At 60.8% G+C, this 21877-nt stretch carries 25 protein-coding genes; 9 read left to right on the forward strand and 16 right to left on the reverse strand.

From position 1 onward, the window contains the following. The first annotated feature begins 11 nt into the window (after positions 1–11). The 7 genes from SPISAL_RS03685 to SPISAL_RS03715 are packed head-to-tail and all read left to right on the forward strand — an operon-like array spanning position 12 to position 6079. Complete coding sequence (locus SPISAL_RS03685) at positions 12–485, forward strand: SUF system Fe-S cluster assembly regulator (protein WP_016353124.1); 474 nt, start codon at positions 12–14, stop codon at positions 483–485. Further along, a complete protein-coding gene (gene sufB, locus SPISAL_RS03690) occupies positions 469–1917 on the forward strand; it encodes a Fe-S cluster assembly protein SufB (protein ID WP_016353125.1) in 1449 nt (482 codons plus the stop codon). The genes SPISAL_RS03685 and sufB overlap by 17 nt, the downstream gene beginning before the upstream one ends. A gap of 59 nt (positions 1918–1976) precedes the next feature. Continuing rightward, positions 1977–2732 (forward strand): Fe-S cluster assembly ATPase SufC, encoded by a 756-nt coding sequence (gene sufC, locus SPISAL_RS03695; protein WP_016353126.1) that lies wholly within the window; start codon positions 1977–1979, stop codon positions 2730–2732. Between the two features lie 18 nt (positions 2733–2750). Further along, positions 2751–4079, forward strand: coding sequence for a Fe-S cluster assembly protein SufD (gene sufD, locus SPISAL_RS03700; protein ID WP_016353127.1), 1329 nt, complete (start codon positions 2751–2753; stop codon positions 4077–4079). Beyond that, positions 4076–5332 (forward strand): cysteine desulfurase, encoded by a 1257-nt coding sequence (locus SPISAL_RS03705; RefSeq protein ID WP_016353128.1) that lies wholly within the window; start codon positions 4076–4078, stop codon positions 5330–5332. Before sufD ends, SPISAL_RS03705 begins: the two co-directional genes overlap by 4 nt. Before the next feature lie 2 nt (positions 5333–5334). Beyond that, positions 5335–5763 (forward strand): Fe-S cluster assembly sulfur transfer protein SufU, encoded by a 429-nt coding sequence (sufU, locus tag SPISAL_RS03710; protein WP_016353129.1) that lies wholly within the window; start codon positions 5335–5337, stop codon positions 5761–5763. Continuing rightward, positions 5756–6079, forward strand: a complete 324-nt coding sequence (locus tag SPISAL_RS03715) for an SUF system Fe-S cluster assembly protein (RefSeq protein WP_016353130.1) — start codon at positions 5756–5758, stop codon at positions 6077–6079. The genes sufU and SPISAL_RS03715 overlap by 8 nt, the downstream gene beginning before the upstream one ends. On the opposite strand, the gene SPISAL_RS03720 is transcribed toward SPISAL_RS03715, so the two are convergent. From SPISAL_RS03720 to gshA, 14 genes are all read right to left on the reverse strand, one after another. Continuing rightward, the gene (locus SPISAL_RS03720) at positions 6044–7735 is read right to left on the reverse strand and encodes a TadA family conjugal transfer-associated ATPase (protein ID WP_016353131.1); all 1692 of its coding nucleotides are present in this window, start codon (positions 7733–7735) and stop codon (positions 6044–6046) included. The two genes, SPISAL_RS03715 and SPISAL_RS03720, sit on opposite strands and share 36 nt — an antisense overlap. Then, entirely contained in the window at positions 7732–9051 is a 1320-nt protein-coding gene (locus SPISAL_RS03725) for a type II and III secretion system protein family protein (RefSeq protein WP_016353132.1), read from the reverse strand. Before SPISAL_RS03725 ends, SPISAL_RS03720 begins: the two co-directional genes overlap by 4 nt. After that, positions 9048–9827, reverse strand: coding sequence for a Flp pilus assembly protein CpaB (gene cpaB / locus SPISAL_RS03730; protein WP_016353133.1), 780 nt, complete (start codon positions 9825–9827; stop codon positions 9048–9050). Before cpaB ends, SPISAL_RS03725 begins: the two co-directional genes overlap by 4 nt. Before the next feature lie 12 nt (positions 9828–9839). Then, positions 9840–9968: a hypothetical protein gene (locus tag SPISAL_RS09020; RefSeq protein WP_261318328.1), complete on the reverse strand. Its 129-nt coding sequence runs from the start codon at positions 9966–9968 to the stop codon at positions 9840–9842. After that, positions 9965–10639, reverse strand: a complete 675-nt coding sequence (locus SPISAL_RS03740) for a hypothetical protein (RefSeq protein ID WP_016353134.1) — start codon at positions 10637–10639, stop codon at positions 9965–9967. The genes SPISAL_RS09020 and SPISAL_RS03740 overlap by 4 nt, the downstream gene beginning before the upstream one ends. Before the next feature lie 16 nt (positions 10640–10655). Continuing rightward, the gene (locus SPISAL_RS03745; protein WP_016353135.1) at positions 10656–11393 is read right to left on the reverse strand and encodes a hypothetical protein; all 738 of its coding nucleotides are present in this window, start codon (positions 11391–11393) and stop codon (positions 10656–10658) included. Next, positions 11390–12589: a hypothetical protein gene (locus SPISAL_RS03750; RefSeq protein WP_187287977.1), complete on the reverse strand. Its 1200-nt coding sequence runs from the start codon at positions 12587–12589 to the stop codon at positions 11390–11392. The genes SPISAL_RS03745 and SPISAL_RS03750 overlap by 4 nt, the downstream gene beginning before the upstream one ends. Positions 12590–12605: 16 nt before the next feature. After that, positions 12606–12872, reverse strand: coding sequence for a Flp family type IVb pilin (locus SPISAL_RS03755; RefSeq protein ID WP_016353137.1), 267 nt, complete (start codon positions 12870–12872; stop codon positions 12606–12608). 91 nt (positions 12873–12963) lie between these two features. Continuing rightward, positions 12964–14784: a hypothetical protein gene (locus tag SPISAL_RS03760; protein WP_144060377.1), complete on the reverse strand. Its 1821-nt coding sequence runs from the start codon at positions 14782–14784 to the stop codon at positions 12964–12966. Between the two features lie 14 nt (positions 14785–14798). Further along, on the reverse strand, positions 14799–15269 hold the full coding sequence (locus tag SPISAL_RS03765) for a hypothetical protein (RefSeq protein ID WP_144060378.1): 471 nt from the start codon (positions 15267–15269) through the stop codon (positions 14799–14801). Then, positions 15266–15625 carry a DUF192 domain-containing protein gene (locus tag SPISAL_RS03770; RefSeq protein ID WP_016353140.1) on the reverse strand — a complete coding sequence of 120 codons (360 nt, stop codon included), beginning with the start codon at positions 15623–15625 and terminating at the stop codon, positions 15266–15268. Before SPISAL_RS03770 ends, SPISAL_RS03765 begins: the two co-directional genes overlap by 4 nt. Continuing rightward, positions 15625–16512: a type II secretion system F family protein gene (locus SPISAL_RS03775; RefSeq protein WP_016353141.1), complete on the reverse strand. Its 888-nt coding sequence runs from the start codon at positions 16510–16512 to the stop codon at positions 15625–15627. Before SPISAL_RS03775 ends, SPISAL_RS03770 begins: the two co-directional genes overlap by 1 nt. Next, positions 16502–17203, reverse strand: coding sequence for a type II secretion system F family protein (locus tag SPISAL_RS03780; protein ID WP_016353142.1), 702 nt, complete (start codon positions 17201–17203; stop codon positions 16502–16504). Before SPISAL_RS03780 ends, SPISAL_RS03775 begins: the two co-directional genes overlap by 11 nt. Before the next feature lie 53 nt (positions 17204–17256). Continuing rightward, positions 17257–18843: a glutamate--cysteine ligase gene (gene gshA / locus SPISAL_RS03785; protein ID WP_016353143.1), complete on the reverse strand. Its 1587-nt coding sequence runs from the start codon at positions 18841–18843 to the stop codon at positions 17257–17259. 147 nt (positions 18844–18990) lie between these two features. On the opposite strand from gshA, the gene phbB reads away from it, so the two are divergent. Further along, a complete protein-coding gene (phbB, locus tag SPISAL_RS03790) occupies positions 18991–19713 on the forward strand; it encodes an acetoacetyl-CoA reductase (RefSeq protein ID WP_016353144.1) in 723 nt (240 codons plus the stop codon). 23 nt (positions 19714–19736) lie between these two features. Here phbB and SPISAL_RS03795 read toward each other — a convergent pair whose 3' ends face one another. Beyond that, complete coding sequence (locus SPISAL_RS03795) at positions 19737–20033, reverse strand: HlyU family transcriptional regulator (RefSeq protein WP_016353145.1); 297 nt, start codon at positions 20031–20033, stop codon at positions 19737–19739. 51 nt (positions 20034–20084) lie between these two features. Here SPISAL_RS03795 and SPISAL_RS03800 point away from each other — a divergent pair, with 51 nt between their 5' ends. Continuing rightward, a complete protein-coding gene (locus SPISAL_RS03800; RefSeq protein ID WP_245539908.1) occupies positions 20085–20654 on the forward strand; it encodes a class I SAM-dependent methyltransferase in 570 nt (189 codons plus the stop codon). A gap of 6 nt (positions 20655–20660) precedes the next feature. Here the strand turns inward: SPISAL_RS03800 and SPISAL_RS03805 are convergent, their stop codons facing one another. Continuing rightward, positions 20661–21827: an MFS transporter gene (locus tag SPISAL_RS03805; RefSeq protein WP_016353147.1), complete on the reverse strand. Its 1167-nt coding sequence runs from the start codon at positions 21825–21827 to the stop codon at positions 20661–20663. Positions 21828–21877 lie beyond the last annotated feature (50 nt).

Consider the following 21877-nt stretch of genomic DNA (forward strand, 5'->3'; position numbering starts at 1 on the left):
AATCGCTAACCATGATCAGGTTGAACCGCGAAACGGATTACGGGATCGGCATCCTCACGCTCATGGCGCAGGCCCCCGAGGCCCGGTTCAATGCGGGCTCGCTGGCGGAAACGCGCGGCCTTCCGCAGCCGATCGTCAGTAAAATCCTCAAACACCTGGCCCGACGGGGCGTGCTGGTGTCCTACCGCGGCGCCAAGGGTGGTTACGGCCTTGCCCGCCGGCCGGAGGACATCAGCATCGCCGAGGTGATTACCGTGCTGGAAGGCCCCATTGCCCTGACCGACTGCATCGAAGGGGGGCAGGATGCCTGCCAGTACGGCAGTAACTGTCAGACCAGCGGCGTGTGGAATCACATCAACAATGTGGTTCTACAGGCCCTTTCCGATATCACGCTAGCCGAAATGACCGGGGCCGACGGCACCGGGATTCAAGGCCAAGCCCACACCCTGGAATTTACGGGAGTGCGTCATGTCCGCGAGCACTGAGACGATTGAGCGATTCACCCAGAAAGGGTACGAAGCCGGCTTCGTGACCGATGTCGAAGAGGACCGGGTCGCACCGGGCCTTAGCGAGGACACGATCCGTTTTATCTCTGCCAAGAAAGATGAGCCGGAGTGGCTCCTTGAATGGCGTCTTGAGGCCTATCGGAACTGGCTGAACATGCCGGAACCCGACTGGCAGTACGTCCATTATGATCCCATCGATTTCCAGGCCATTTCGTATTACTCGGCGCCAAAACGCGACGAGGATCGGCCACAGAGCCTTGATGACATCGATCCGGAGATCAAAGAGACCTACGACAAGCTGGGTATTCCGCTCTATGAGCAGGAAGTGCTGGCCGGTGTCGCCGTGGATGCGGTCTTTGACTCGGTTTCCGTGGCGACCTCCTACAAGGAGCGGCTTGCCGAGCAGGGCATTATCTTCTGCTCCATGTCCGAGGCCGTGCACGAGCATCCGGAACTGGTGAAGCACTACTTGGGGACTGTCATTCCGCAAAACGACAACTTCTTTGCGGCGCTGAACTCGGCGGTGTTTACCGATGGCTCGTTTGTTTACATTCCGAAGGGCGTGCGTTGCCCAATGGAGCTTTCAACGTACTTCCGCATTAACGCGGCGAACACCGGTCAGTTCGAGCGCACGTTGATCATTGCCGAGGACAGCAGTTACGTGTCGTACCTCGAGGGCTGCACGGCACCAATGCGGGATGAAAACCAGCTCCATGCCGCGGTGGTTGAGCTGGTCGCACTCGATAACGCCGAGATTAAGTACTCGACGGTGCAGAACTGGTATCCCGGCAATGCCGAGGGCAAGGGTGGCGTCTACAACTTCGTCACCAAACGGGGCCTGGCGGCGGGAGATAACTCCAAAATCTCCTGGACGCAGGTGGAAACCGGCTCAGCGATCACGTGGAAGTATCCCAGCGTGGTGATGCGCGGGGACAACTCGGTGGGTGAATTCTACAGCGTGGCGGTGACGCGGCTGCGTCAGCAGGCGGATACCGGTACCAAGATGATCCACATGGGCAAGAACACCCGCAGCACCATTGTCTCGAAGGGCATCTCGGCCCAGGAAGGCCAGCAGGTGTATCGCGGACTGGTCCGGATCGCGCCAACCGCCGAGAACGCGCGTAACTACTCGCAGTGTGACTCCATGCTGATGGGCTCGGAGTGCGGGGCACATACCTTCCCGTATCTCGATGTGAACAACAGCACCGCGCAGCTGGAGCATGAGGCGACCACCTCGAAGATCGGCGAGGATCAGATCCTCTACTGCACGTCACGCGGTATTTCGGCGGAAGACGCCGTGTCGCTGATCGTTAACGGCTTTTGTAAGGAAGTCTTCCGCGAGCTTCCGATGGAGTTTGCTGTCGAGGCGCAGAAGCTGCTCGAGATTACGCTGGAGGACTCGGTGGGCTAAGCGCCCACCCGTCCCGCTTTACCGCATAACCGATTCAGGCATTCAATCAGGAGTCATTCATGGCACTGCTCGAAATCCGCAACCTGCACGTCAACGTGGAGGGGACCGAAATCCTCAAGGGCCTCGATCTGAGCATCGACTCGGGGAAAGTCCACGCCATTATGGGGCCGAACGGCGGGGGCAAGAGCACCCTGGCCAAGGCCCTGGTGGGCGACGAGGCCTACGAGATCACCGAGGGTGAAGTGCTGTTCAACGGCAAAGACCTGCTCGACATGGACCCGGAAGATCGGGCCCGCGAAGGCGTGTTTCTCGGTTTTCAGTACCCGGTGGAAATACCGGGTGTGTCGAATACCTACTTCCTGAAGGCCGCCGTCAATGCGATTCGCAAGCATCATGGCCAGGATGAGATTGATGCCATGGAATTTCTGGAAATGGTCCGTGAGCGTGCCCGGCGCGTGAAGCTCGACGAGGGGCTGTTGCAGCGCCCGGTCAATGAGGGCTTTTCCGGCGGTGAGAAAAAGCGCAACGAGATCTTTCACATGTCCGTGCTCGAGCCGCAGCTCGGCATCCTCGACGAGACGGACTCGGGGCTCGACATCGACGCGCTGCGGATCGTCTCCGAGGGCGTGAATGCCATGCGCGACGAAGATCGCTCGTTCCTGGTGATTACCCACTATCAGCGCCTGCTTCAGTACATCGTGCCCGACGTGGTGCATGTCCTGGTGAATGGCCGGATCGTGAAGACCGGTGGTAAAGAACTCGCCGAAGAGCTCGAGACCAAGGGGTACGAGGGCTTCGAAGAGGCAGCGGCCTGAGGCTGAGGAGTGGAATCAATGCAAGCAGTCGCACAGGAGAAGAGCGCTTACCTTGAAGCGTTTGAAGCAAACGGGCCCAGTGGCCCGAGCTGGCTGAGCGCACTTCACGAGCGGGGTATGCGGGCTTTCGAGGACCGAGGTTTCCCTGGGCCGCGGGAAGAGGCGTGGCGCAAGACAAACCTCCGGCCGGTGACCGAAGCGCACTTTCCCGTCGCCGAGTCACAGGGCGCGACACCGCCAGCGCTTATCGAGCGCCTGGACGATCTGGGCGATAGTCATCGGCTGGTGTTCGTTGATGGGCATTTTGCGGCGGATCTTTCGGATCTCAGCGACCTTGCCCCTGGGCTAACGGTCACGCCCCTTAGCGAGTACGGCGACACGGCGCCAGAGCGTATGCTCTCAGCGCTTGGCGCACGCGCAGACATTGACTGGCATCCGTTTGCCGCCTTGAACACCGCGTTTTTCATGGACGGGGCCTACGTGCATGTAGCCCGTGGGGCACTAATCGAAAAGCCCATTGCCGTGACGCACATTATTACGGCGGAGGCGGATCGCCATGCCGTGTATCCGCGTCTCCTGGTTGAGGCGGAAGATGGCGCAGAGGTCCGAGTCGTTGAGCGGTTTATTGGGGATGCCCAGACCGGCGCTCTGGTGTGCCCGGTCAGTGAGCTGTCGGCGGGTAACAATACCGTGCTCGACTACAGCCGGCTTCAGGAAGATGGCATTGCTACGCTCAACATTGGAACCGTTAATCTGGCTTCGCAGCGAGATGCGTCATTGCGCGGTGCGTTTGTCGGAGATGGCGGGCGTCTTGCGCGGCTCGATCTCATCGCTGATCTGGAAGGACAGGGTGGCGAGATCGACTGCAACGGCATTTATCTCACAGAAGGCCGGCAGTTCACCGATTTCCATACCTGGTTTAACCATCGGGTGGATAACTGCTACAGCCGTCAGCGCTTCAAAGGCATGCTGCAGGGCCGCTCCGAGACGGTGTTCGATGGCCTCGTCAAGGTGTTTGAGGGCGCTCAGAAGACTGACGCCGTCCAGGAAAATCGGAATCTGATCCTGGGCAAGCGGGCCCTGGCGCATTCCAATCCGCGGCTCGAGATCTTTGCCGATGACGTGAAGTGCACCCATGGCTCCACGGTCGGCGAGCTGGATGAGGAAGCCCTGTTTTATCTGCGCACCCGCGGCATTAGCGCAGAGGGTGCCAAAGGCATGCTCACGCTGGCATTCGCCGGCGAGATTGTAGATATGTTCCGGGTCAGTGGTGTGCGCGATCACGTCCGACGCGTACTGATGCGGCGTCTAAATGTTGAAGACGCGGATATCGGGGATATTCTTTGAGTGTAAAGGCGACCGACAATGCGGTGATCGCGGGCGCGAACGACCTTCTGGATGTTCGTAGCGACTTTCCGGTCTTGCAGCAGCCGATGAACGGCAAGCGGCTGGCGTTCCTGGACAGTGCCGCCAGTGCCCAGAAGCCACAGGTCGTTATCGACGCTGAGCGCGCCTGCTATGAGCAGTACTACGCCAATATCCACCGCGGTGTTTATCAGCTTTCACAGCGCTCCACGCAGGCCTATGAAAATGTTCGTGGCATCGTCCAGCGCTTTTTGAATGCGCCAGACGAGCGCGAAGTCGTTTTCGTGCGGGGGGCCACCGAAGGCGTCAATCTTGTCGCGCAGTCTTTCGTGCGCCCGAGATTGAGCCCTGGGGACGAGATTCTGATCACGGAGATGGAGCATCACGCGAACATCGTGCCCTGGCAGATGATCGCTGAGGCCACGGGCGCAGAGCTCGTGGTCGCGCCGATTCTGGATGATGGCCGCCTTGACATGGAGGCTTTCCGCGCCCGCGTGTCCGAGCGCACAAAGTTCATAAGCGTGGTGCATATCTCGAACACGCTCGGTACCGTGAATCCCGTCGAAGACATTATTGCGATCGCTCGGGACAAGGCGATCCCGGTGATGGTGGATGGTGCGCAGTCAGCGCCCCATATGCCAGTGGATATTCAGTCCCTTGGAGCGGATTTCTATACATTTTCCGCCCATAAGACATACGGTCCGAGCGGTGCCGGGGTTCTCTGGGGCAAGCTCGAGCATTTGGAGGCCATGCCGCCTTATCAGGGCGGTGGCGACATGATTCGGACGGTGTCTTTCGAGAAAACCGAGTACGCCCCGCCGCCTGCCAAATTTGAAGCGGGCACACCCAATATCGCCGGCGTGATCGGGTTGGGTCGCGGCCTTGAGTACATGATGGAGATCGGTCGTGAGCGCATCTCCGCGCATGAACAGGCGCTGTTGCACTATGCCAGCGACCGACTCAAGACCATCGATGGCCTGCGGATTATTGGCACGGCGCCGGGCAAGGCAGCGGTGATTTCGTTCGTGCTGGAGGGCGCCCATCCTCATGATGTCGGCACCATTCTGGACATGGACGGCGTTGCCGTGCGGGTGGGGCACCACTGCACGCAGCCGCTGATGGAACGCTTTGGCGTGCCGGCGACGGTGCGAGCCTCTTTTGGCGTGTATAACGACTTCGAGGATGTCGAGGCGCTGGTCAGTGGGCTCAAGCGCGTGAAGGAGTTTCTTGCCTAGCCATGGCGGATCCGCGCGCGCTCTACCAGGCCGTCATCCTGGATCACAACAAGCACCCGCGTAATTTCCATGCTGTCCAGCCTCACAGCCACAGTGCCGATGGGCATAACCCGCTTTGCGGTGATCAGCTCCATCTGGAACTGCGTGTCGATTCCGACGGCCGAATTGAAGATATTGGTTTTACCGGTGATGGCTGCGCAATCTCCATGGCATCGACTTCCATCATGACCGAGGCACTCAAGGGCCAGAGCATCGAATCGGCTCGGGCCCTGTTTGAGTCGTTTCACGCTGTGGTAACCGACGAATCCATCGAGCCGGATCCCAGCCTGGGCAAGCTTTCGGTTCTCGCCGGTGTGCGTGCGTATCCGATGCGGGTGAAATGCGCCACGCTGCCCTGGCATACCCTGGAGGCGGCACTTGCGCATGAGTGAACGTCCATCCGTTGAGACGATGCAGGGCGAGATCGTCGCCGCGCTGCGCAGCGTCTACGACCCGGAAATCCCTGTGGATATCTATGAGCTGGGCCTGATCTATGCCATCGATGTCGACGAGGATGGCTTTGTGGACGTCACCATGACGCTGACGTCCCCAGCCTGCCCCGTGGCCGGGCAAATGCCGATCATGGTGAAAGCGGCGGTGGAGCAAGTGAGTGGGGTAGAAGCCGCCGAGGTGGAGCTCACCTGGGATCCGCCATGGACACAGGAGCGCATGTCAGAAAGCGCCCGCTTGCAGCTCGGGTTGATGTGAGTGGCCAGTCGGGTGCGTTTGGAACCCGGAGAGATCGACTGGCTGGCCTTCCGCCTGAAGGGCCTGAATAAACTGCGGAATCTGTCCGGTCGCCCGGTGCTGTCCCTGCGCCCGGCTGCCGTGACTGGCATTGCGCTGGAAGACGAACAGTTCGTTTAACAGGATTCGGTCGGCTTCCATCCCGTCGACCTCCGTTATAGCCGTGATGCGGCGCGATCCATCCGCGAATCTTGTCAGCTGAACGATGATGTCCACGGCGGCACTGATCTGCTCACGGATGGCGCGTAACGGAAGCTCGAATCCAGCCATTAACGTCATCACTTCCAATCGTGCGACCGCGTCGCGCGGGGTATTCGCATGCGCTGTCGTGAGTGATCCATCATGACCGGTGTTCATGGCCTGAAGCATATCGAGCGCTTCGCCACCGCGGCATTCGCCGACGAGGATTCGGTCGGGTCGCATGCGCAGGGCATTGCGCACCAACTCCCGTATGGAAATCGCACCGCTGCCTTCAATATTGGCGGGGCGGGCCTCAAGTGAGACGACGTGCGTCTGCTGAAGCCGGAGTTCTGCCGAGTCCTCAATGGTGATGATTCGCTCCTGATCGCTGATATGCCGCGAGAGGGCATTCAGTACCGTGGTCTTGCCGGTGCCCGTGCCACCCGCCACGAGAATGTTCTGGCGGTGCTCGATGCAGTTAGTAAGAAAGTCGGCCATCGCCGGGCTCAGCGCCTCGAACCCGACCAAATCCTCCAGGGTAAGGTGCTGATCGGGAAAACGGCGAATAGTGAGTGAAGGCCCGGTTAAAGAGAGCGGCGGGATGATGGCGTTCACGCGCGATCCATCGGGTAGCCGGGCGTCCACAAAAGGCGCGCCCTCATCAATGCGCCGGCCGAGTGGCGAAACGATGCGCTCCAATGTGCTTCTCAACGAGGTCTCCGAGCTGAAGCGGGCGTCAGTGCGCTGAAGTTGTCCGTGTCGCTCCACATAAATGCATTCATGTCCGTTGACCATGATCTCGGTGACGTGTGGATCAGCCATCAGGTGCTCCAGCGGCCCAAGGCCTACCGCTTCAGCCGTCACGACAGCGACGAGGCTGCCCTGATCCGTGCCCGCTGGTAATGTGATTTCTCCGTTTTCCAGTATTGCCCATGCGCTTGCCTCGGCCTTCTCGCGCAGCTCAGTCGCTGACATATTCTGAAGTGCCTCACGGTGATAGAGATCGAGTCGCTGACTAATCGCCTCCTGAAAACGCCGGGCGAGCTCGGGGGAGAGGGCCACGGGGGTCGTCTCCAGCGCCTCGGGCTGTGGAGCGCGTGCCACCGGCTTTGATGTGATGATGGGTGAGGAGGACGTCTCGGGTTCAGACAATACCGCCAGTTTCTCCCCGCCAATCAGAATGTCGTCACCGTTATTGAGTGGACCGGCTTCGCGGACAGACGCGCCATTGAAGACCACAAAGAGTCGCGAGCCGAGGGTTCTAATCCATACGGCATCGTGGGTTACGATCAACTCAGCGTGACGGCGGGCGACGCTTGATCCATCAAGTCGCACGGCACAGTGTCTTCCTCGACCGATGATGTATCGCTCGCCAGCCTCGAGGCTTAGCGTGCCTAGGCCTTGCCGTGTGGGGTAACTCAGCTGCAGACCTGTCATGGTGGAAATCCCTCCAGTGGGAGTCTCGAATCGGAGTTATCCGATGGTCTTGGGTTACTCGGTTTGGTTAGAGATGCCTTACTGGCTGTTGGTGTGTCCGTCTCGCCTTCTATGTAAGGCGTAATCAGGACGACCAGCTCGGTCTCATCGCGCTGAAAGCGGCGCGATTTAAACAAGGTGCCGAGGATGGGTAGATCCCCCAGCCCGGGGAGTTGGCTTACTGCCTCCGACTGCTGCCCATCAATCAGTCCAGCGATTAACAGTGTCTCGCCGCTGCGCCCGCGCATTTCTGTCGCGGCATTGCGCACAGCAAAGCCCGGGATACCCAGGACGCTAATTGACTCGTCGACATTGCTGACTTCGACCTCGACCCGGGTCTGGATTTCGCGATCCGCCGTGACGAATGGCTCAACGCGCAGCAGGATCCCGTAGTCTCGGAAGCTCACCGTGGTGGCGCCATCGTCTCCTTGAATGGGTATAGGGACCTCACCACCGGCCTGAAACTCTGCACTTGCGCCGCTCAGCGTGGAGAGCATGGGCTCAGCAATAACTTGTGCTTCACCCTGCTCGCCGAGCAGATCGATCATGGCGCTTAGACTGGCGCCCACGCCGAGGTAGGTGTTGCTCTGGCCGATGTCGAGCGGTAGCTGCCCATCGGGCAGGAAGTCGCCGAGCCCACCTCGAAAGACATCGTTGGTATACAGATCAGAGGCGTAGGCGAAGCTGATTGCCGGCGAGCGATTGTTCCAGTTAAAGCCGATCTGGCGCAGGCTGGATTGACTGAGTTCTACAAAGCGGGCCTGAAGGCGCACGGTGTCGACTGCCGGCGGCGCGCTGGCATCCGTGAAATCGCGAACCATGGGATAGGCTTCAGTGAGTGCCTTGAGTCGACGCTGTGCCGTCTCATTGGTCGGTTGGCCGGTCAGGAGGTATTCCTCGTTGAACCGCTCAAGGCGGACACCATCCACTCGGTACGCCAGGTGTTCAATTTGCTCGCTCGGCACTGACTGCGCGGGCGCCCGAACATGGATCCGATAACGTCCGCTCGAGCCGTTATCACGCCAGACGCGTAAATCGGTCGTGCCAGCTCGACGGGCGAAGATAACCAGCTCATCAGCTGGCTCGACAACCTCGACTTCGGCGATCCGACTGCTAGCGATTGCGACGCGCTTGATACCCGGCACGGCAAGGATAGCGGAGTGGCCGACTTCAATCCGAATCGCTTCTGGATCTGTGCCCGCGCTGGTGACTGGGTGGGTCATCAGGAATAGACACAGCATGAGGGGCAGTGCAGTTTGCAAATGACGGAATGTCATTGCCGATCACCAACGATTACCTCGACCGTGTTCTGCTGCGCAGGGGCTTGTTTTTGCGTCAGCTGAAGGTGTTGGGCGTCAATTAAGAAGTCATCTACCGGCAGGTCGTCGAGCTCACCGCGCAGAGCAACGGCGATCTCGCCCATAGCCTGGGCCTGCGTAATCGTAGCGGCCTCGATTGGTGAGACGGCAAGCGTGATATCACGGTCGGACACGGCTGTGGCCTGGGTGGTCTCTAGCAGATCGGAACCGACGGCCAGCACTGGGATGTCGTTGAGCAGTGGTACGGTCCGGCGGCTACCTTCGTCCCGATAGGTCAGCATCAAATCAATGCGGTCGGCAGGGTATAAAAAGCCGGACAGTGAGGAAGCGCCCATTAAGGGCAGCGATATGGCGCGATCACCGGTCTCCAGGAGCTCTGCGAGGCGGACGCTTTCATCCCGGCGCAGCTGACTGGGGGTGATAGGGCGGCCCGCCGCCACCGATTCTCGGAGCTCGGCGTCGGCGTACGATGACCAGTCCGCCTCGACGAGTGATGTGGTGGGCAAGTAGGTCAAGGGTATCTCTCGTAGCGACACGTTGCCGCTCTCGAGCCTATCGCCGGCGGTAAGGTCTCGACTCGCCACGATCGCGGGCTGAGTCGCATGCTCTGATTGGAGCGCTGCTTCGATTTCTGCGGTGCGGCGCTCCAGTTGGCGGTCACCCAGGACGACACCCAATGTGCCAGCCACCCCAGCGCCAGCAAGAAGAAGAAAGCCTCGGATTGCGGGTTGCATGCGGATATCCGGTTAGAAGGGAAGGGAAAACGTCCAGAGCAGTCGACCTTCGCGGATCGTCAGCCACTCAAGAACACGCTCGACGCCCTGCCAGACGGCGAGCAGGCCAACGCCAATTGCGAGATATTCGCTGGCGCTCATCGCCGTCCTGGCGCCTCAAGAAAGGTAATAGCCGCCGTTGTGGTCGGCGGGTTTGAGACGAGGCGAATATCCAGAAGTGCGCCATGGCGCCGCATCTCGATCCGCCCCGGCTGCTCCGTCGCTGGCGTGTGACGCTCAAGGGCCCAGCCGGTGGCGGTGAAATGGTCAATCAGGGCGCGAGCGGCCTCCGTGACTGGCATGTTGGCTTTCAGGTTAACCAGGCGGCCGTCTTCATCTTGAATGTCTGTTTTTACGTCGAATCCCTGAATACGGGCCTGTTCGGTGTCGCTTGGTGACGAGTTCGCGTCCGGCGACCAGATCACCCCAAGCTCTACGGTGCTGCCATCTGCATGCGCCGTGGCTTGAACCGATCGGCTATTGCGGTCGCGGATCAGCATGAGCCGCTTATCCCCGTCCTCGCCAGCATCGGGGTGTAAGTCACCGGGCCGCTGGTCCCATAATTGCTCGTAATGTGCATAGACTTCGCTCGGCGAGAGTTGGGTCTGGTAGACGAGCATGCAGAAGTCGAGGCCGTTGAACTGCATATTGTCCTGGCGGGTCACGACTTTTGCGCCCGCTGGTAAATCCGCGCGATTGAGCAGCCCATCGCATTGACCGGACGCCCCTGCTGTCTGCCCCGTGAGGCCAGCCAATAGCAGGACAGCGAACACTGGGGCCTGCCAGCGCCTAGCGCGGGCGCGAGAGGACACGTGAGGGCGGAATGAAGTCGGTTGTTCGGGCATATCGGCCTTCCTTGAAAATGGGGAACCGGCCCAGTAAGGGGGCTGGGCGGGTCAGTAGGGATATGGGTTCACTGGCAACAATCTCTTCGGTGCGGCGCTGAAACTCCCGATCCGAATGGGCCTGCCAATCCCTCTCAAGGCGTCCATGCGTTGCACTGAGGGTGATAGGGCTAACGTCATCTGCCTCATCAGATTCAAGTGGCAGACCGTTCACGGTGACGCGATGTCGATGCACGCTCAGTGGCGCCTCGGGAAGGTTGAGCATCTGGCCAGATAGCCCCCCGATGCGCACGGCTCCGGGCACGTATCGGCCATGCGCAATCGCCGCCGAACCCGGTCCCGTTCCGGGTAGGTCTGATGACGACGCAGGGCGTCGTGTGCTGATGGCCATTTCGTCATCCGGGTCGATGAGGTGGCCATTGAGCGCCTGGTGCATTGGATTGGTGCTCACCCCGGCATCTGCGATCGCGCGGGCTGAGATAAGCCCGGCATGGTCACTGCCATGGATACGATCCTGCACAACTTCACGGCTTGGGGTGCCCGTCGCATGCTCCCAGGCGGCATAGCGCGCGCCCATGATGGTTGCTCGCTCGATATCCGCGAGGCGGCCAAGATAATCGACCGCCATGAAAGCTGGCACGAGCACGAGCATCCCGATAACCGTCTCACTGGTCGCGCTCATGAGAAGTCCTTCAGCGAAACCGGTGCGAGTCGCGCTTCCCAGTACGGATTGAAAAGCGTTGCGGGCGCAGTCCGGGATGGGCAGTGTCGGTCATTACGGCAGCTGCTTGGCAGTCGATAGGCAACCTCTCCCGTGCTGAGGTGAGCATGGAGGCCCGCGTCTTGCTCACGGTCAGCGCCTGTCGTCACGACGGCCGGTATAAGAAATTGATAGGGCGATTTCGTCGCGTTTCTGAGGGTCTGGTAGCGCTTAATGCCGCGATAATCACCAGCGAGGGCATCCGCGCTAGCCTGCCCGGAGGCGACGGTTCCCCAGCTACGCCAACGCAGTTTCCCCAGATCGAAAAAGCTCACCTGAAGCCGATCGGCAGACTGCCAGCCACCGGCCGAGGGTAAAGGCGCCTGGTTAGTTGGGCCTTGTTTGCGGAATCGAACGACGTTGAAGAGGCTTTCTGACCACGTTCGCCCCCCGGTGCCATAGCGCGACGTGCGCGAACTGATGCGACCGCGCAGCCATCGAGACAGTTGCCTGTCCTCGTCAATTGTGCTGGCGAGCAGGTGGTTGAATGCGTCGTTGTTCCGGCTGGGTCGACCGGTTTCAATGCGCCTGACGGAAGTGGCCCACCAACTCGCCAGCAGCCCCTGGAGACCCGCGCCGTAGGGGGCTGGAATGGCGCCAGCCGCCTTGAGGTCATTGACCTTGAATGCGTCGTCCGTCTCCTCAACGACCCCCTGCATGACCGCGTTGAGGTGCCACGGCATGATTTCGCGACGCATGTCGAGCTGGGCGGCAGACATTAAATCGGTGAGGGCGTCCAGGCCCTTAATCAAACCGCCGCTGGTTTTCTCCATGGCGGTACGGGCGCCTCGGACGGTCCGGCGCCCGCTCTCCACGGCAGCCCCAATATAGGGAATGTAGCGGGCAAATCGGCTAATCCGGTCGACGGCCTGATCGACGTAGCGAAGCCAGCTGATATAGGCCACCAGATGGCCAACGGCGATGTGGTTCGCAATCATCGCCCGGTTGGTATAGGCCATGAGATTCAGCCGTCTCGCAGTCCATACCGCGCCACTGTAGGCGGCCGCGTCCGCGGCATTGACCAGCGTCGTCTCTGTGCCCAGCGCCTGGGTCGTACGCTGCGTGAGGGCGATCACGGTGGTGATCACCAAGATAATGGCCAGAAGGACGGGAAGCACCTGACCTCGACAAGGATCAGTTTTGCGCATCGTAGTTCTGAAGCGTGGTCTCCTGACCCGCACGGTCAGCGGCCCGCTGAGAGTCACTGTCTGCCTGCTCGACCTGGCTGCTGCCATCCTGACCTGCCATCTCCCGGGCCATGGCGGCCGCTTGATTTGCGATGGTGTCGCCGAAGGCCGAAAAAATGCCGATGCCCGCGACGGCGACGAGGGCGGTAATGATGATGTACTCGGACATTCCCTGGCCGGCCTGACGCCGCCGGGATTGAATCAAATTGCGCATGATGCCCTCCTGACAGTGGTGTTATCTGGAAGGCTAGGGCCTGGCTCAAATGGCGCCCAGTACCACTCGTCCGTCATGGGCATTTGGCCGGTCAGCGGCATTCTTTTGTGGACTGAACGGTACGCAACCAAAGGATCTGGCTGGCGGCGTCCTTCGCGCTGCTGAAGCGCCCAGTGCGCGGATCGTAGGCGGTAGCTCCAGTGTTTGACTCGTAACGTACCGCGAGCAACGCCGGGCCCGCAGGGAGGATTCCGTAGCCCGGAGCGCCTGCGTCAGCATCGCGGCTGGGTTGAACACCGACCGTCTGACAGAGCCAGCGCATGGCGGCTTCGGCGTCATAAGGGATGTCGGACCAGTGCAGAGGATGGCCAAACGCCCGGGCGATCAGGGCGATCGCCCCTTGGTGGCTTGCGCCGGTAGTGGGCATGACGGCCGCAAAGCGGACCCCGAGCGTTGGCGAAGGGGGCGTGTCGTCTGAGCTGATTCGCGTTAATACCGCAAGGAGAATGACCAGTCCTGCCGCTGTGGCCCATCGCTTGGTCACTGGCTTGGTTTGACGCGGTGAACGACGGACTTTCGTGGTCATCGCCGCGCCGATACAAAGGGTTCCCGCGATGATCCAGGGCGCGTGAGGATTCGGTTGTGTTTGCTGGGCAATGGGCATTTCAACCCGTGCAACCCCCGGCTTGTAAAAAGGCAGCAGCGTGCGGGCAGGCCCATCTGGCGAGAGCAGCGCCGTGGGCCCACCATTACCGACCAGCAGCATGAATAATCCGGTGCGAGCGGCTTGTAAGTGGGCCATGTCCTGGTGAACCCGGGCCAGGCGTTGGTTGGCGATGTAGGCGCTGTTAAGTGGGCTGATGAGGACCTGCGCACCCTCAGTCAGTGCCTGGTCAACGGCGCGTTGATTGAGTGCATCTGAGCAGATCAGGACGCCGACCCGGATGCCATCGATCTCCGCCACCAGTGGTGACGCCGGCGTGGCAGCCAGATAGTGCTCGGCGCCGGGCAGTGGGTCACGCTTGCGGATATGCACGGTGGGGTTGTCGCCCCGGCTAACGATCGCGACGCTTTGTAACTCACCGGGCGCTCTATAGCTGTACCCATGCGTAATCTGTGCCGATCCGTCGGGTGCCCGGACCGCCGCCCGCGCATTGAGATACCCCGGTATGGCAGCCTCGGGCCACACCCACCAATCTGCATCCAGCGCTCGGGCTTGCTTGCGGAGGTGCTCTTGTCTTGCTTGCCACTGCTCGAGCACGTGATCGCCAAGCATGAAGTCGCGAGTGACTGGGTGTGTCGCAGTTTGTATAGCCGCGATTGATCGGGTTTCGACACCTGACTGCGTAGGCTTGGTCATTGCGATGCCAGGGGTCAAAAGCACAGCGAGATGGACTGTGGTGACCAGCGTTAGGCCGCGCGGCATGGCCCGACAGCGGAAAGTCTCAGTGAGGCCAATCGCGGTAAGCGCCTGCAGCGTGACGATGAGCAGATCGACGCCCACAACGCCAAAGGCCGCAACGGCCGCCGTTGCCCACGCAGCGGGCATCGCCAATAGCGCTAGTGAGAGCGGTGCGCCGATCTCGCGGGCTGCCGCTAGCCCTGCGACAAAAAGCCAGCCGCCTAAGACAACGCGCAATGCGCCCAGTCGCACCGCGCACGGGTTGACCAGTGTGGTGGCAATGGCAACGCTCGTCGCCAGGGCTAAGAGCAGTGCCAGGGAGGGCACAGGTTCGCGGATAAGCGCGTCACCCAGCGACCAGATCACAGGGGTCAGGACAACGGGCGTGCTCTGGAGCCATGGGGCTGTGCTTCCGCGGCGAAGACCAATGAACCAAGGCGTCAGCCAGACCAGTGCAAGGCCATCTATCTGGAACGGCGGCAAGGCGAGCACGCCGAGCACCCCGCTCAAAATACCCCCCAAAGTCAGTGATCCTGATGCGGAGCAGGGCTGTTCAAACCCTCTAAGGCCTGACGTATCGCAACGAGGCCAGGCCGAGCCGCCGTCACTGGCGCTAGCGCTTCGTGATCGGCCAGCAATTCACGGGCGGACTGAAGGTGCACCATTGCCAGGTTGTAGGTGGCGAGCACGTGGCCAGGCTCGCGCTCAAGGGCTGTTTTAAAGTGCTGTTGGGCCGCCTCTGAGCGGTTTGACTGGTAAGCCATGTTGCCCAGTTGCAGATGTGCCACCGCGATCTCTGGATAGTCCGTGGCAATGGACATGTAAAGCCGTTCGGCTTTTTCGATCTCACCCGCGCGCAGCGCTGCGGCAGCACCGTCGAGTTGTTGGATCAGCGCTGGCGTGCGTCCTGTAGGTTGATTAGCCGAGTGCGTGGCACAGCCCATCAACACCATCCCGAGAATGAGGCCGACGATCGGCTTTGAGAGAGTGCTCATGCCGCGCATAACAACTCCCGGGTAAAGCGGGTGCCAGGCCGGATGCGCTGGCTTGCACCCGCCATCATTTCAAGACAGAAACGGGTACCGCGAGGTGTTCTGACCAGACGCCACGGCGGCACGTGGCAGCGACAGGCAATCACCTGGAGTTGTTCGTCGAAATACACGATATCGATTGGAAAGCGCATGCCGAAGGTGTGTAGGGCGCTGCGGGTCGTCAGCATTAACCCACACCCTGGCTTCGGGGGTGAGTGTGAACCCAGCAAGCCGATCAGGTGGGCGAAAAATCCGTGTGCGATATGGGCCGTGATGACCCATTCGTCCGGACCTGTGGAATGGAGGTGCCAGGTGTTCATCAAAGCCCGCTATCCATGAATTGCAGTGCAATGGGAAATCCGATGATCAGAAATGTCACCGGGAAGAGCAGCGCTACCAGGGGTAAAAGCATCCTCACGGGTGCCTCATTGGCCTTCTTCTCGGCAGCGGCAAACCTCTCCCGGCGACCCTGTCGAGCCTGATCGGCCAGGACGGGACTGATTGCCGCACCGGTCTCATCTGCCTGAATCACTGCGCCGACAAAACTTTTTACACAGCGAAGTTGGGTGCGCGCGGCAAGCCCGGCGAGCGCATCCTGGCGACTGAATCCTGTGCGAATTTCCCGATTGAGACGCTGGCACTCCACCTTTAGTGGGCCATTTGGCAAGTGCTCGCCAGTCTGGGCCAATGCCGTTCCAAACCCCATGCCGGCGCGCACGGTGAGTGCGAGCAGTTCAAGCAAACCCGGAAAATGGCGTTCGATCGATCGCTGTCGTCGCTTGCGTTGTTCGAACAGCCACAGATCCGGGTAAGCTGCTCCGAGGAATGCCGCGATAATAGAAACGGAGACGGTTTTGATGAGTGCGCCAGCGAGGAGAAGGAGCACACTAGCGGCCATCAGCATCGCGCCGAGCCCTGTGAGCGCGCGGAGTGCGACCAGCTCACCGGGTAGGATGGCGTACCCAACGCCGGCGCAGTCGAGGCGTTGCTGGAGTCGACCCTGTTGCTGTGCGGAGAGGGTTAGCCACAGCGCAATTTGACGTGCCGTTGGCAGCAATAGTCGGAACAAGCGGGGCGCAGGGTCACGCCAGCGGTCCGTTTTATCGCGCGCCGGATGGCGGGCGAGCTCGACCAGCCCCGTTAACGCCCCGGCGCTAGCAAGGCCGAGCAATGCAGGCACCGCGAGGCCTTCGATCTCAGATATCAATGCTGACGATCCGTCGAATGGACCATGCGGCCAGGCCCATCATGATGCCTGCCAGCGCGACCACCGCCAGCCCCATTGGCTCGGTAAACAGTCGGCTCATGAGCGTGGGCTGTTGAACGTAAAGCATCGCCGCAATGGCAAATGGCAGAAGCGTCATCACTCGGCCCTGCATCCGCCCCATCGCGGTGAGTGCCTGCACACGTTCTTCCACAGCGGCACGCTCGCGTAGCGTGCTGACCAGCTCATCCAGGGTGCCGGCGAGGTCGCCACCGACCTGCTGTGACACGGTGATAGCGCTGCGCAGTAGGGCCACCTCCTCGGTTGGGATGCGTGCATGTAAATCGTCCAGTGATCGCTCGATCGGTTCACCCAGGCGCTGACGATGGATCAGGTGTGCGAACTCATCCGCAACGGGAGCAGGTTGATGTCGCGCAATGGACTCCAGGCCACGGCTGAGATTGCTACCGGCGCGGAGGCCGCTGGCAAGGGCCTGTAGCGCATCAGGGAACTGACGAATGAAGGCCTTTCGACGCCGCTGGTGCTGCCACCGGTTCCAGGCGGGAGGAATGCGTTGATGCGTTGAGAACCGTTGAGCCTTGCGGCCTGATAAAAGCGCGTTCACCAGACCGAGCGCGGCCAAGGCCGCCGCAGTGAAATTAACGATTGTGAAAGCGGCTGAAGCCCCATCCATGACCTTAGACCCCTTGAATAAGGGGCTTAGTGAAGCGGTCAGGAGGGCCTCAATCAACTACCGTCAGTCGGCTCCTGGCGAAAATAATCCGCGAGATACGCATCGAAGGTCGGCGCTGGCTTGGCCTCCAGCTCAGTTTGCGCGTCGAGTGACTGTGCTGCCTCGCGAGCCAGACGTGTCTGCGTGGCCTCGCTCATTGGTGCATGACGCATGGTCTCGGCGTGCTGGCCAGAGACCCGCAGGCCAAAGTGCACAAACTCCTCATGCCGCGCACGCATCTGCTCGAGCATGCGGGCCGAGGGTGTCTGATCCGCATCTCTGACCATCGTGTGATAGCGGGTGAGTACTGCCTGATAGCGGGCGTCATCATGGATTTCATCCAGCAGCTCGGCGGGCCCGGCCATCTGGGTAAACAGCTGATCGGCCCACTCCCGAATCGGGACGCGCTCACCGTTGGACTGGTAGAGCGTCAGGTTTGGATCGCGGCCCTCCCGGGCCACAAGGCCTTGGTTGGCATTGATGTGTTTCTGCTCGGCGGCATCAATGGGTGGACTATCCTCCAGCAGACAAAACAGCAGCAGTGTCTCGAGGAAGACAATCTGCTCTTCGCTAATCCCGATCGGATCGAACGGGTTCAGATCGAGTGCGCGGATCTCGACGTATTCGACGCCGGCTCGGTGGAGCGCGCACGTGGGTTGTTCACCCTCCATTGCTGCGGCTTTCGGGCGCACGAAGCTGTAGTACTCGTTCTCAATCTGCAGCGTATTGGTGTTGAGTTGGCGCCATTCTCCGTTCACCTGCGTCCCGATGCGCGCATACTCCGGGTCGGGTGTGCGGATGGCGGCGCGCAGGCTGCTGACATAGGAGGCGAGATCGTTATAGCTGATATCAAGGCCCGCCTGCGCGTTGTTTTTGTAGCCGATATCGCTCATGCGCAGCGAGGTGCCATAGGGTGCGTAGAAGGTGTTCTCAGAGAACGTCTCGAAGTCGAGGTTTTGACCGCCGGTGAATGATTTACAGATCGCGGGCGAGGCACCCATCAAATACGGAACCAACCACCCGTAGCGCTGGAAATTACGGATGAGCCGGAAGTAGAAATCCGAGCGGAATTCAGCAAAGGCCCGTGTGTCGCCCTCGCGGTGCTGGACGGCGTGCAGGAATGCTTCACTGAACGAGTAGTTGAAGTGGATGCCGGCAATGGCCTGCATGGCACGGCCATAGCGCCAGTCAAGTCCGCGTCGGTAGATGTGTTTCATCCATCCGATGTTGGATTCACCGTATTCGGCGATGGGAATGCTCTGATCACCGCCGACGATGCACGGCATGCTCGTGGCCCAGAGCAGTTCATCGCCAATCTGCCCGTAGGTGTACTGATGAAGGTCCCGGAGGCGTTCCAGTGCCTCTGTCCCGTCCTTGAACGCCGGCGTTACGAACTCGAGCAGCGCCTCGGAGTAGTCGGTCGTGATCTCTGGATGACATAAGGCGGAGCCGAGCCCGCGAGGATGCGGTGTAGCAGCAATATGCCCCTGGGGCGTAACGCGCAGGCTTTCCTTCTCAAGGCCTTTGCGACTGCCCCGCAAAAGCCCACGCTCGCCACTTGCCTGCAGGCGTCGGACCCGTTGGTCTGCACTCGATTCCATCATGCTCCAGTCTGAATCGTCGATCAGTGCGGAATTGTGCCCGTCGGCCCGGGTTTTTGGAATGCATGATGATGCACCGCAGCTAGTCATCTCATGGTCTCGGTGGTTATGGTCGGTCCAGTAGCCACTTTCGAGGAGGAGCAAGGAATGTCGAGAACTGCACTCGTAACCGGCGGAACCCGAGGGATCGGTGCCGCCATCGCCCGGGCGCTACGTGAGAGCGGCCATCAGGTGGTGGTGACCTATCAGGGCAATGACAAAGCTGCGGCGACGTTCACTGAGGACACCGGTATTCCGGCTCGCAAATGGGATGTGGGCGATTACGCGGCGTGTGAGTCGGGGATTGCAGCCCTGGAGTCCGAGTTCGGGCCAGTGGACGTGCTCGTGAACAATGCGGGGATCACCCGAGATTGCACGTTGCACAAGATGGCGCCGGAGGATTGGGAGGCCGTTATACGGACCAATCTCTCCTCGGCATTCAATATGACCCGGCTTGTGATCAACGGCATGCGTGATCGCGGATTCGGGCGCATCATTCAGATCAGTTCGATCAATGGCCAAAAAGGCCAAATGGGGCAGTCCAACTACTCGGCGGCCAAAGCCGGCATTATCGGGTTTACCAAAGCCGTTGCTCAGGAAAACGCCCGCAAGGGCGTCACCGCCAATGTGGTCTCACCGGGGTATATCGGCACGGATATGGTCCAGTCGGTGCCGGAAGAGATTCTGAGCAAGATCATCGGGCAGATCCCAGTGGGGCGTCTGGGTGAAGCTGAAGAGATTGGCGAAGCCGTCGCCTATCTCGCCAGTGATGCCGCGGCCTTCGTGACCGGCTCAACGCTGACCATCAATGGGGGCCAGTATATGGACTGAGCTGGCGCAGCCGGATGGCGGCGTTAGTGGCCGCCGTTAAAAAGTCGGCGGCCCTGCTCATCAATGAGGCGCCGCGCCTTGAGCAGGGTCATCTCGGCGGCCACTGACTGACTGCCGTAGATGTCAGCGCGCACAAACGTCACTGTGCGGGTCTCACCGTCAATATCACCGGAGATGGTCCCGCTCACTCGCCATCCACCGCTTTCCTCGGTTGGCATAGCGGTAATCAGGTAGCCGTGATGTTCACTCTCGGCCGCAACGCCCGGGGGGTTGTCGTGGCCATTGGCGCCAAGCATGCTGCGAAGGAATCGAATCACCATGACGCCATCTTGTCGTTCACGGTGAGTGTGTTCAAGCAAGCTGGAGTGGATGTGACGCGTTTTTCCGACCAGGCCAGTTTTTTGCGCGGATTTCTTGAGCGCCCGCGGGAAGTGGGCTCGGTCATTCCCAGTTCGCGATTTCTCGAGCGGCGGATCACCCGTGTGATCGATGCCCCGGCAAGCGATGTTGTCGTGGAACTGGGGCCGGGAACGGGCGGTACGACGCGCGCGGTGCTCAATGGGCTAGGTGCTGACGCGCGGTTGCTTGCCATCGATACCAATCCTGCGTTTATCACACGCCTGCAAACACTGGCTGATCCACGATTAATCGTGCAGCAAGGCAGTGCGGATGATTTGGCCGGCATCCTCCGTGGTCATGACCTGCCGGCACCCGATGTCGTGTTCTCGGGTATTCCTTTCTCGACCATGCCGCGGGAAGCGGGGCTCGCCATCATTCAGGGCATTTGGGAAGCACTGGCGCCGGGTGGCCGTTTCATGGCCTATCAGTTTCGCGATGAAGTGCGGCGGTTGGCCGCATCTGTACTTGGCCAACCGACAATTGAGCGCGAGTGGCTCAATATCCCGCCAATGGCGTTCTACGCCTGGGATAAGCCCGTCTGATCGCAGTCAGGCCGGCACCCTGGGTAATCCGCGCGCGAGCGGCAGGACGAGGGCGCTGTAGATCAGTATCGGGATGATCGCCATGCCCGGCACGCCCATCCGATCCGCAATGAATCCACCCCCCAATGGAACAACGAAGTTGATGACAGCGCCGATGCCGAACATGCCGGCAGCGAGTGCGGCGGTGGCGTTGCCTCGGGTATAGAGCGGCGGTAGCCCCACCATGAGAATGAGGGTCATGCCAGCGGCCAGCCCAGCCGGGGCGAGTGCCAGTAACCCGGGTACGCCGGGGACAAGCACGAAAATCGTGAGAAATCCGACACCCCCGATCATCAAGGTAATGAGCGGTGTTGGCCGGCCCGTCCAGCGACTCGCCAACCAGAACATGAGCAACGAGGCCAGCAGCTGGGTGCCGTTCAGCAGGATCAGTCCGGCCGCGAGGAGTTCGGTCTCACCCCGACCGGTGAGGACGCTACCCAGGTAGGCATTTGTGCCAAAAAACAATGATCCGCTGGCACCGAGCAGCGCACCGAGGCGCCAGACCAAGGGCCGGCGCCACTCGGGCATCCAGCTCCCCGTATCCTCATGGTCTGTCGCTGGCGAGCGCACGAGCGTCATCAGAGCCAGCGCCGGGATCAGGGCGGGGGCAGACCAGTAGAGGAGGGCGAGGCGCCAGTCACCACCGGCTAGCGGCAGCATGACGGGGATAGTCAGGGTTGAGCCAAGGACCTCGCCCATGAGCATGCCGTTCATGTAAACGGCCGTGCCGAATGCAATGCGCTGGGGACACCATTGAGTCAGTAGTGTCGGAAGCGCGGGTTGGACAGCCGCGATGGCGATCCCCATTGCCGCGGTGGCCGCGAACAACAGGGGGATTTCGCCCGCGCCGCGCAGGGCAGAGGTAAATGCGATCAGTACCAGCGCGCCGGCCAGGGTGTTGCGGGCCCCAATGCGGCTGATGGTGTATGACGCAGCAATGGCAGCCACGGCCAACATGAGAATCGGCAAGGTGGTGAGTGACCCGGTGGCCGCCTGACCAAGGCCCAGGTCATTGGCGATGACCGGCGCCAATGGCGGCGCGACCATCACGGTAAGCCGCAGATACAAGCCCGAGCCCCATAACAGGATCATCACCAGCCAGACAGAGGGACCTTCGTGATCACGCTGGGTCATGCGGGCTCCCGACGAACAAACCTGTACACTTTAGCACTGCTTTACTGAGC

Origin of the sequence: Spiribacter salinus M19-40 (assembly GCF_000319575.2) — a bacterium.
In the GTDB taxonomy this organism is placed as follows: Bacteria; Pseudomonadota; Gammaproteobacteria; order Nitrococcales; family Nitrococcaceae; genus Spiribacter; species Spiribacter salinus.

What these genes read in the sequence shown, in the direction of transcription:
- SPISAL_RS03780 (WP_016353142.1), bottom strand. Translation starts at nt 17,203, where the DNA reads ATGGATGGGGCTTCAGCCGCTTTCACAATCGTTAATTTCACTGCGGCG.
- SPISAL_RS03805 (WP_016353147.1), bottom strand. Translation starts at nt 21,827, where the DNA reads ATGACCCAGCGTGATCACGAAGGTCCCTCTGTCTGGCTGGTGATGATC.
- SPISAL_RS03770 (WP_016353140.1), bottom strand. Translation starts at nt 15,625, where the DNA reads ATGAACACCTGGCACCTCCATTCCACAGGTCCGGACGAATGGGTCATC.
- SPISAL_RS03685 (WP_016353124.1), top strand. Translation starts at nt 12, where the DNA reads ATGATCAGGTTGAACCGCGAAACGGATTACGGGATCGGCATCCTCACG.
- SPISAL_RS03755 (WP_016353137.1), bottom strand. Translation starts at nt 12,872, where the DNA reads ATGCGCAATTTGATTCAATCCCGGCGGCGTCAGGCCGGCCAGGGAATG.
- sufB (WP_016353125.1), top strand. Translation starts at nt 469, where the DNA reads ATGTCCGCGAGCACTGAGACGATTGAGCGATTCACCCAGAAAGGGTAC.
- sufC (WP_016353126.1), top strand. Translation starts at nt 1,977, where the DNA reads ATGGCACTGCTCGAAATCCGCAACCTGCACGTCAACGTGGAGGGGACC.
- phbB (WP_016353144.1), top strand. Translation starts at nt 18,991, where the DNA reads ATGTCGAGAACTGCACTCGTAACCGGCGGAACCCGAGGGATCGGTGCC.
- SPISAL_RS09020 (WP_261318328.1), bottom strand. Translation starts at nt 9,968, where the DNA reads ATGAGCGCCAGCGAATATCTCGCAATTGGCGTTGGCCTGCTCGCCGTC.
- SPISAL_RS03745 (WP_016353135.1), bottom strand. Translation starts at nt 11,393, where the DNA reads ATGAGCGCGACCAGTGAGACGGTTATCGGGATGCTCGTGCTCGTGCCA.
- SPISAL_RS03720 (WP_016353131.1), bottom strand. Translation starts at nt 7,735, where the DNA reads ATGACAGGTCTGCAGCTGAGTTACCCCACACGGCAAGGCCTAGGCACG.
- cpaB (WP_016353133.1), bottom strand. Translation starts at nt 9,827, where the DNA reads ATGCAACCCGCAATCCGAGGCTTTCTTCTTCTTGCTGGCGCTGGGGTG.
- sufU (WP_016353129.1), top strand. Translation starts at nt 5,335, where the DNA reads ATGGCGGATCCGCGCGCGCTCTACCAGGCCGTCATCCTGGATCACAAC.
- gshA (WP_016353143.1), bottom strand. Translation starts at nt 18,843, where the DNA reads ATGGAATCGAGTGCAGACCAACGGGTCCGACGCCTGCAGGCAAGTGGC.
- SPISAL_RS03725 (WP_016353132.1), bottom strand. Translation starts at nt 9,051, where the DNA reads ATGACATTCCGTCATTTGCAAACTGCACTGCCCCTCATGCTGTGTCTA.
- sufD (WP_016353127.1), top strand. Translation starts at nt 2,751, where the DNA reads ATGCAAGCAGTCGCACAGGAGAAGAGCGCTTACCTTGAAGCGTTTGAA.
- SPISAL_RS03795 (WP_016353145.1), bottom strand. Translation starts at nt 20,033, where the DNA reads ATGGTGATTCGATTCCTTCGCAGCATGCTTGGCGCCAATGGCCACGAC.
- SPISAL_RS03715 (WP_016353130.1), top strand. Translation starts at nt 5,756, where the DNA reads ATGAGTGAACGTCCATCCGTTGAGACGATGCAGGGCGAGATCGTCGCC.
- SPISAL_RS03765 (WP_144060378.1), bottom strand. Translation starts at nt 15,269, where the DNA reads ATGAGCACTCTCTCAAAGCCGATCGTCGGCCTCATTCTCGGGATGGTG.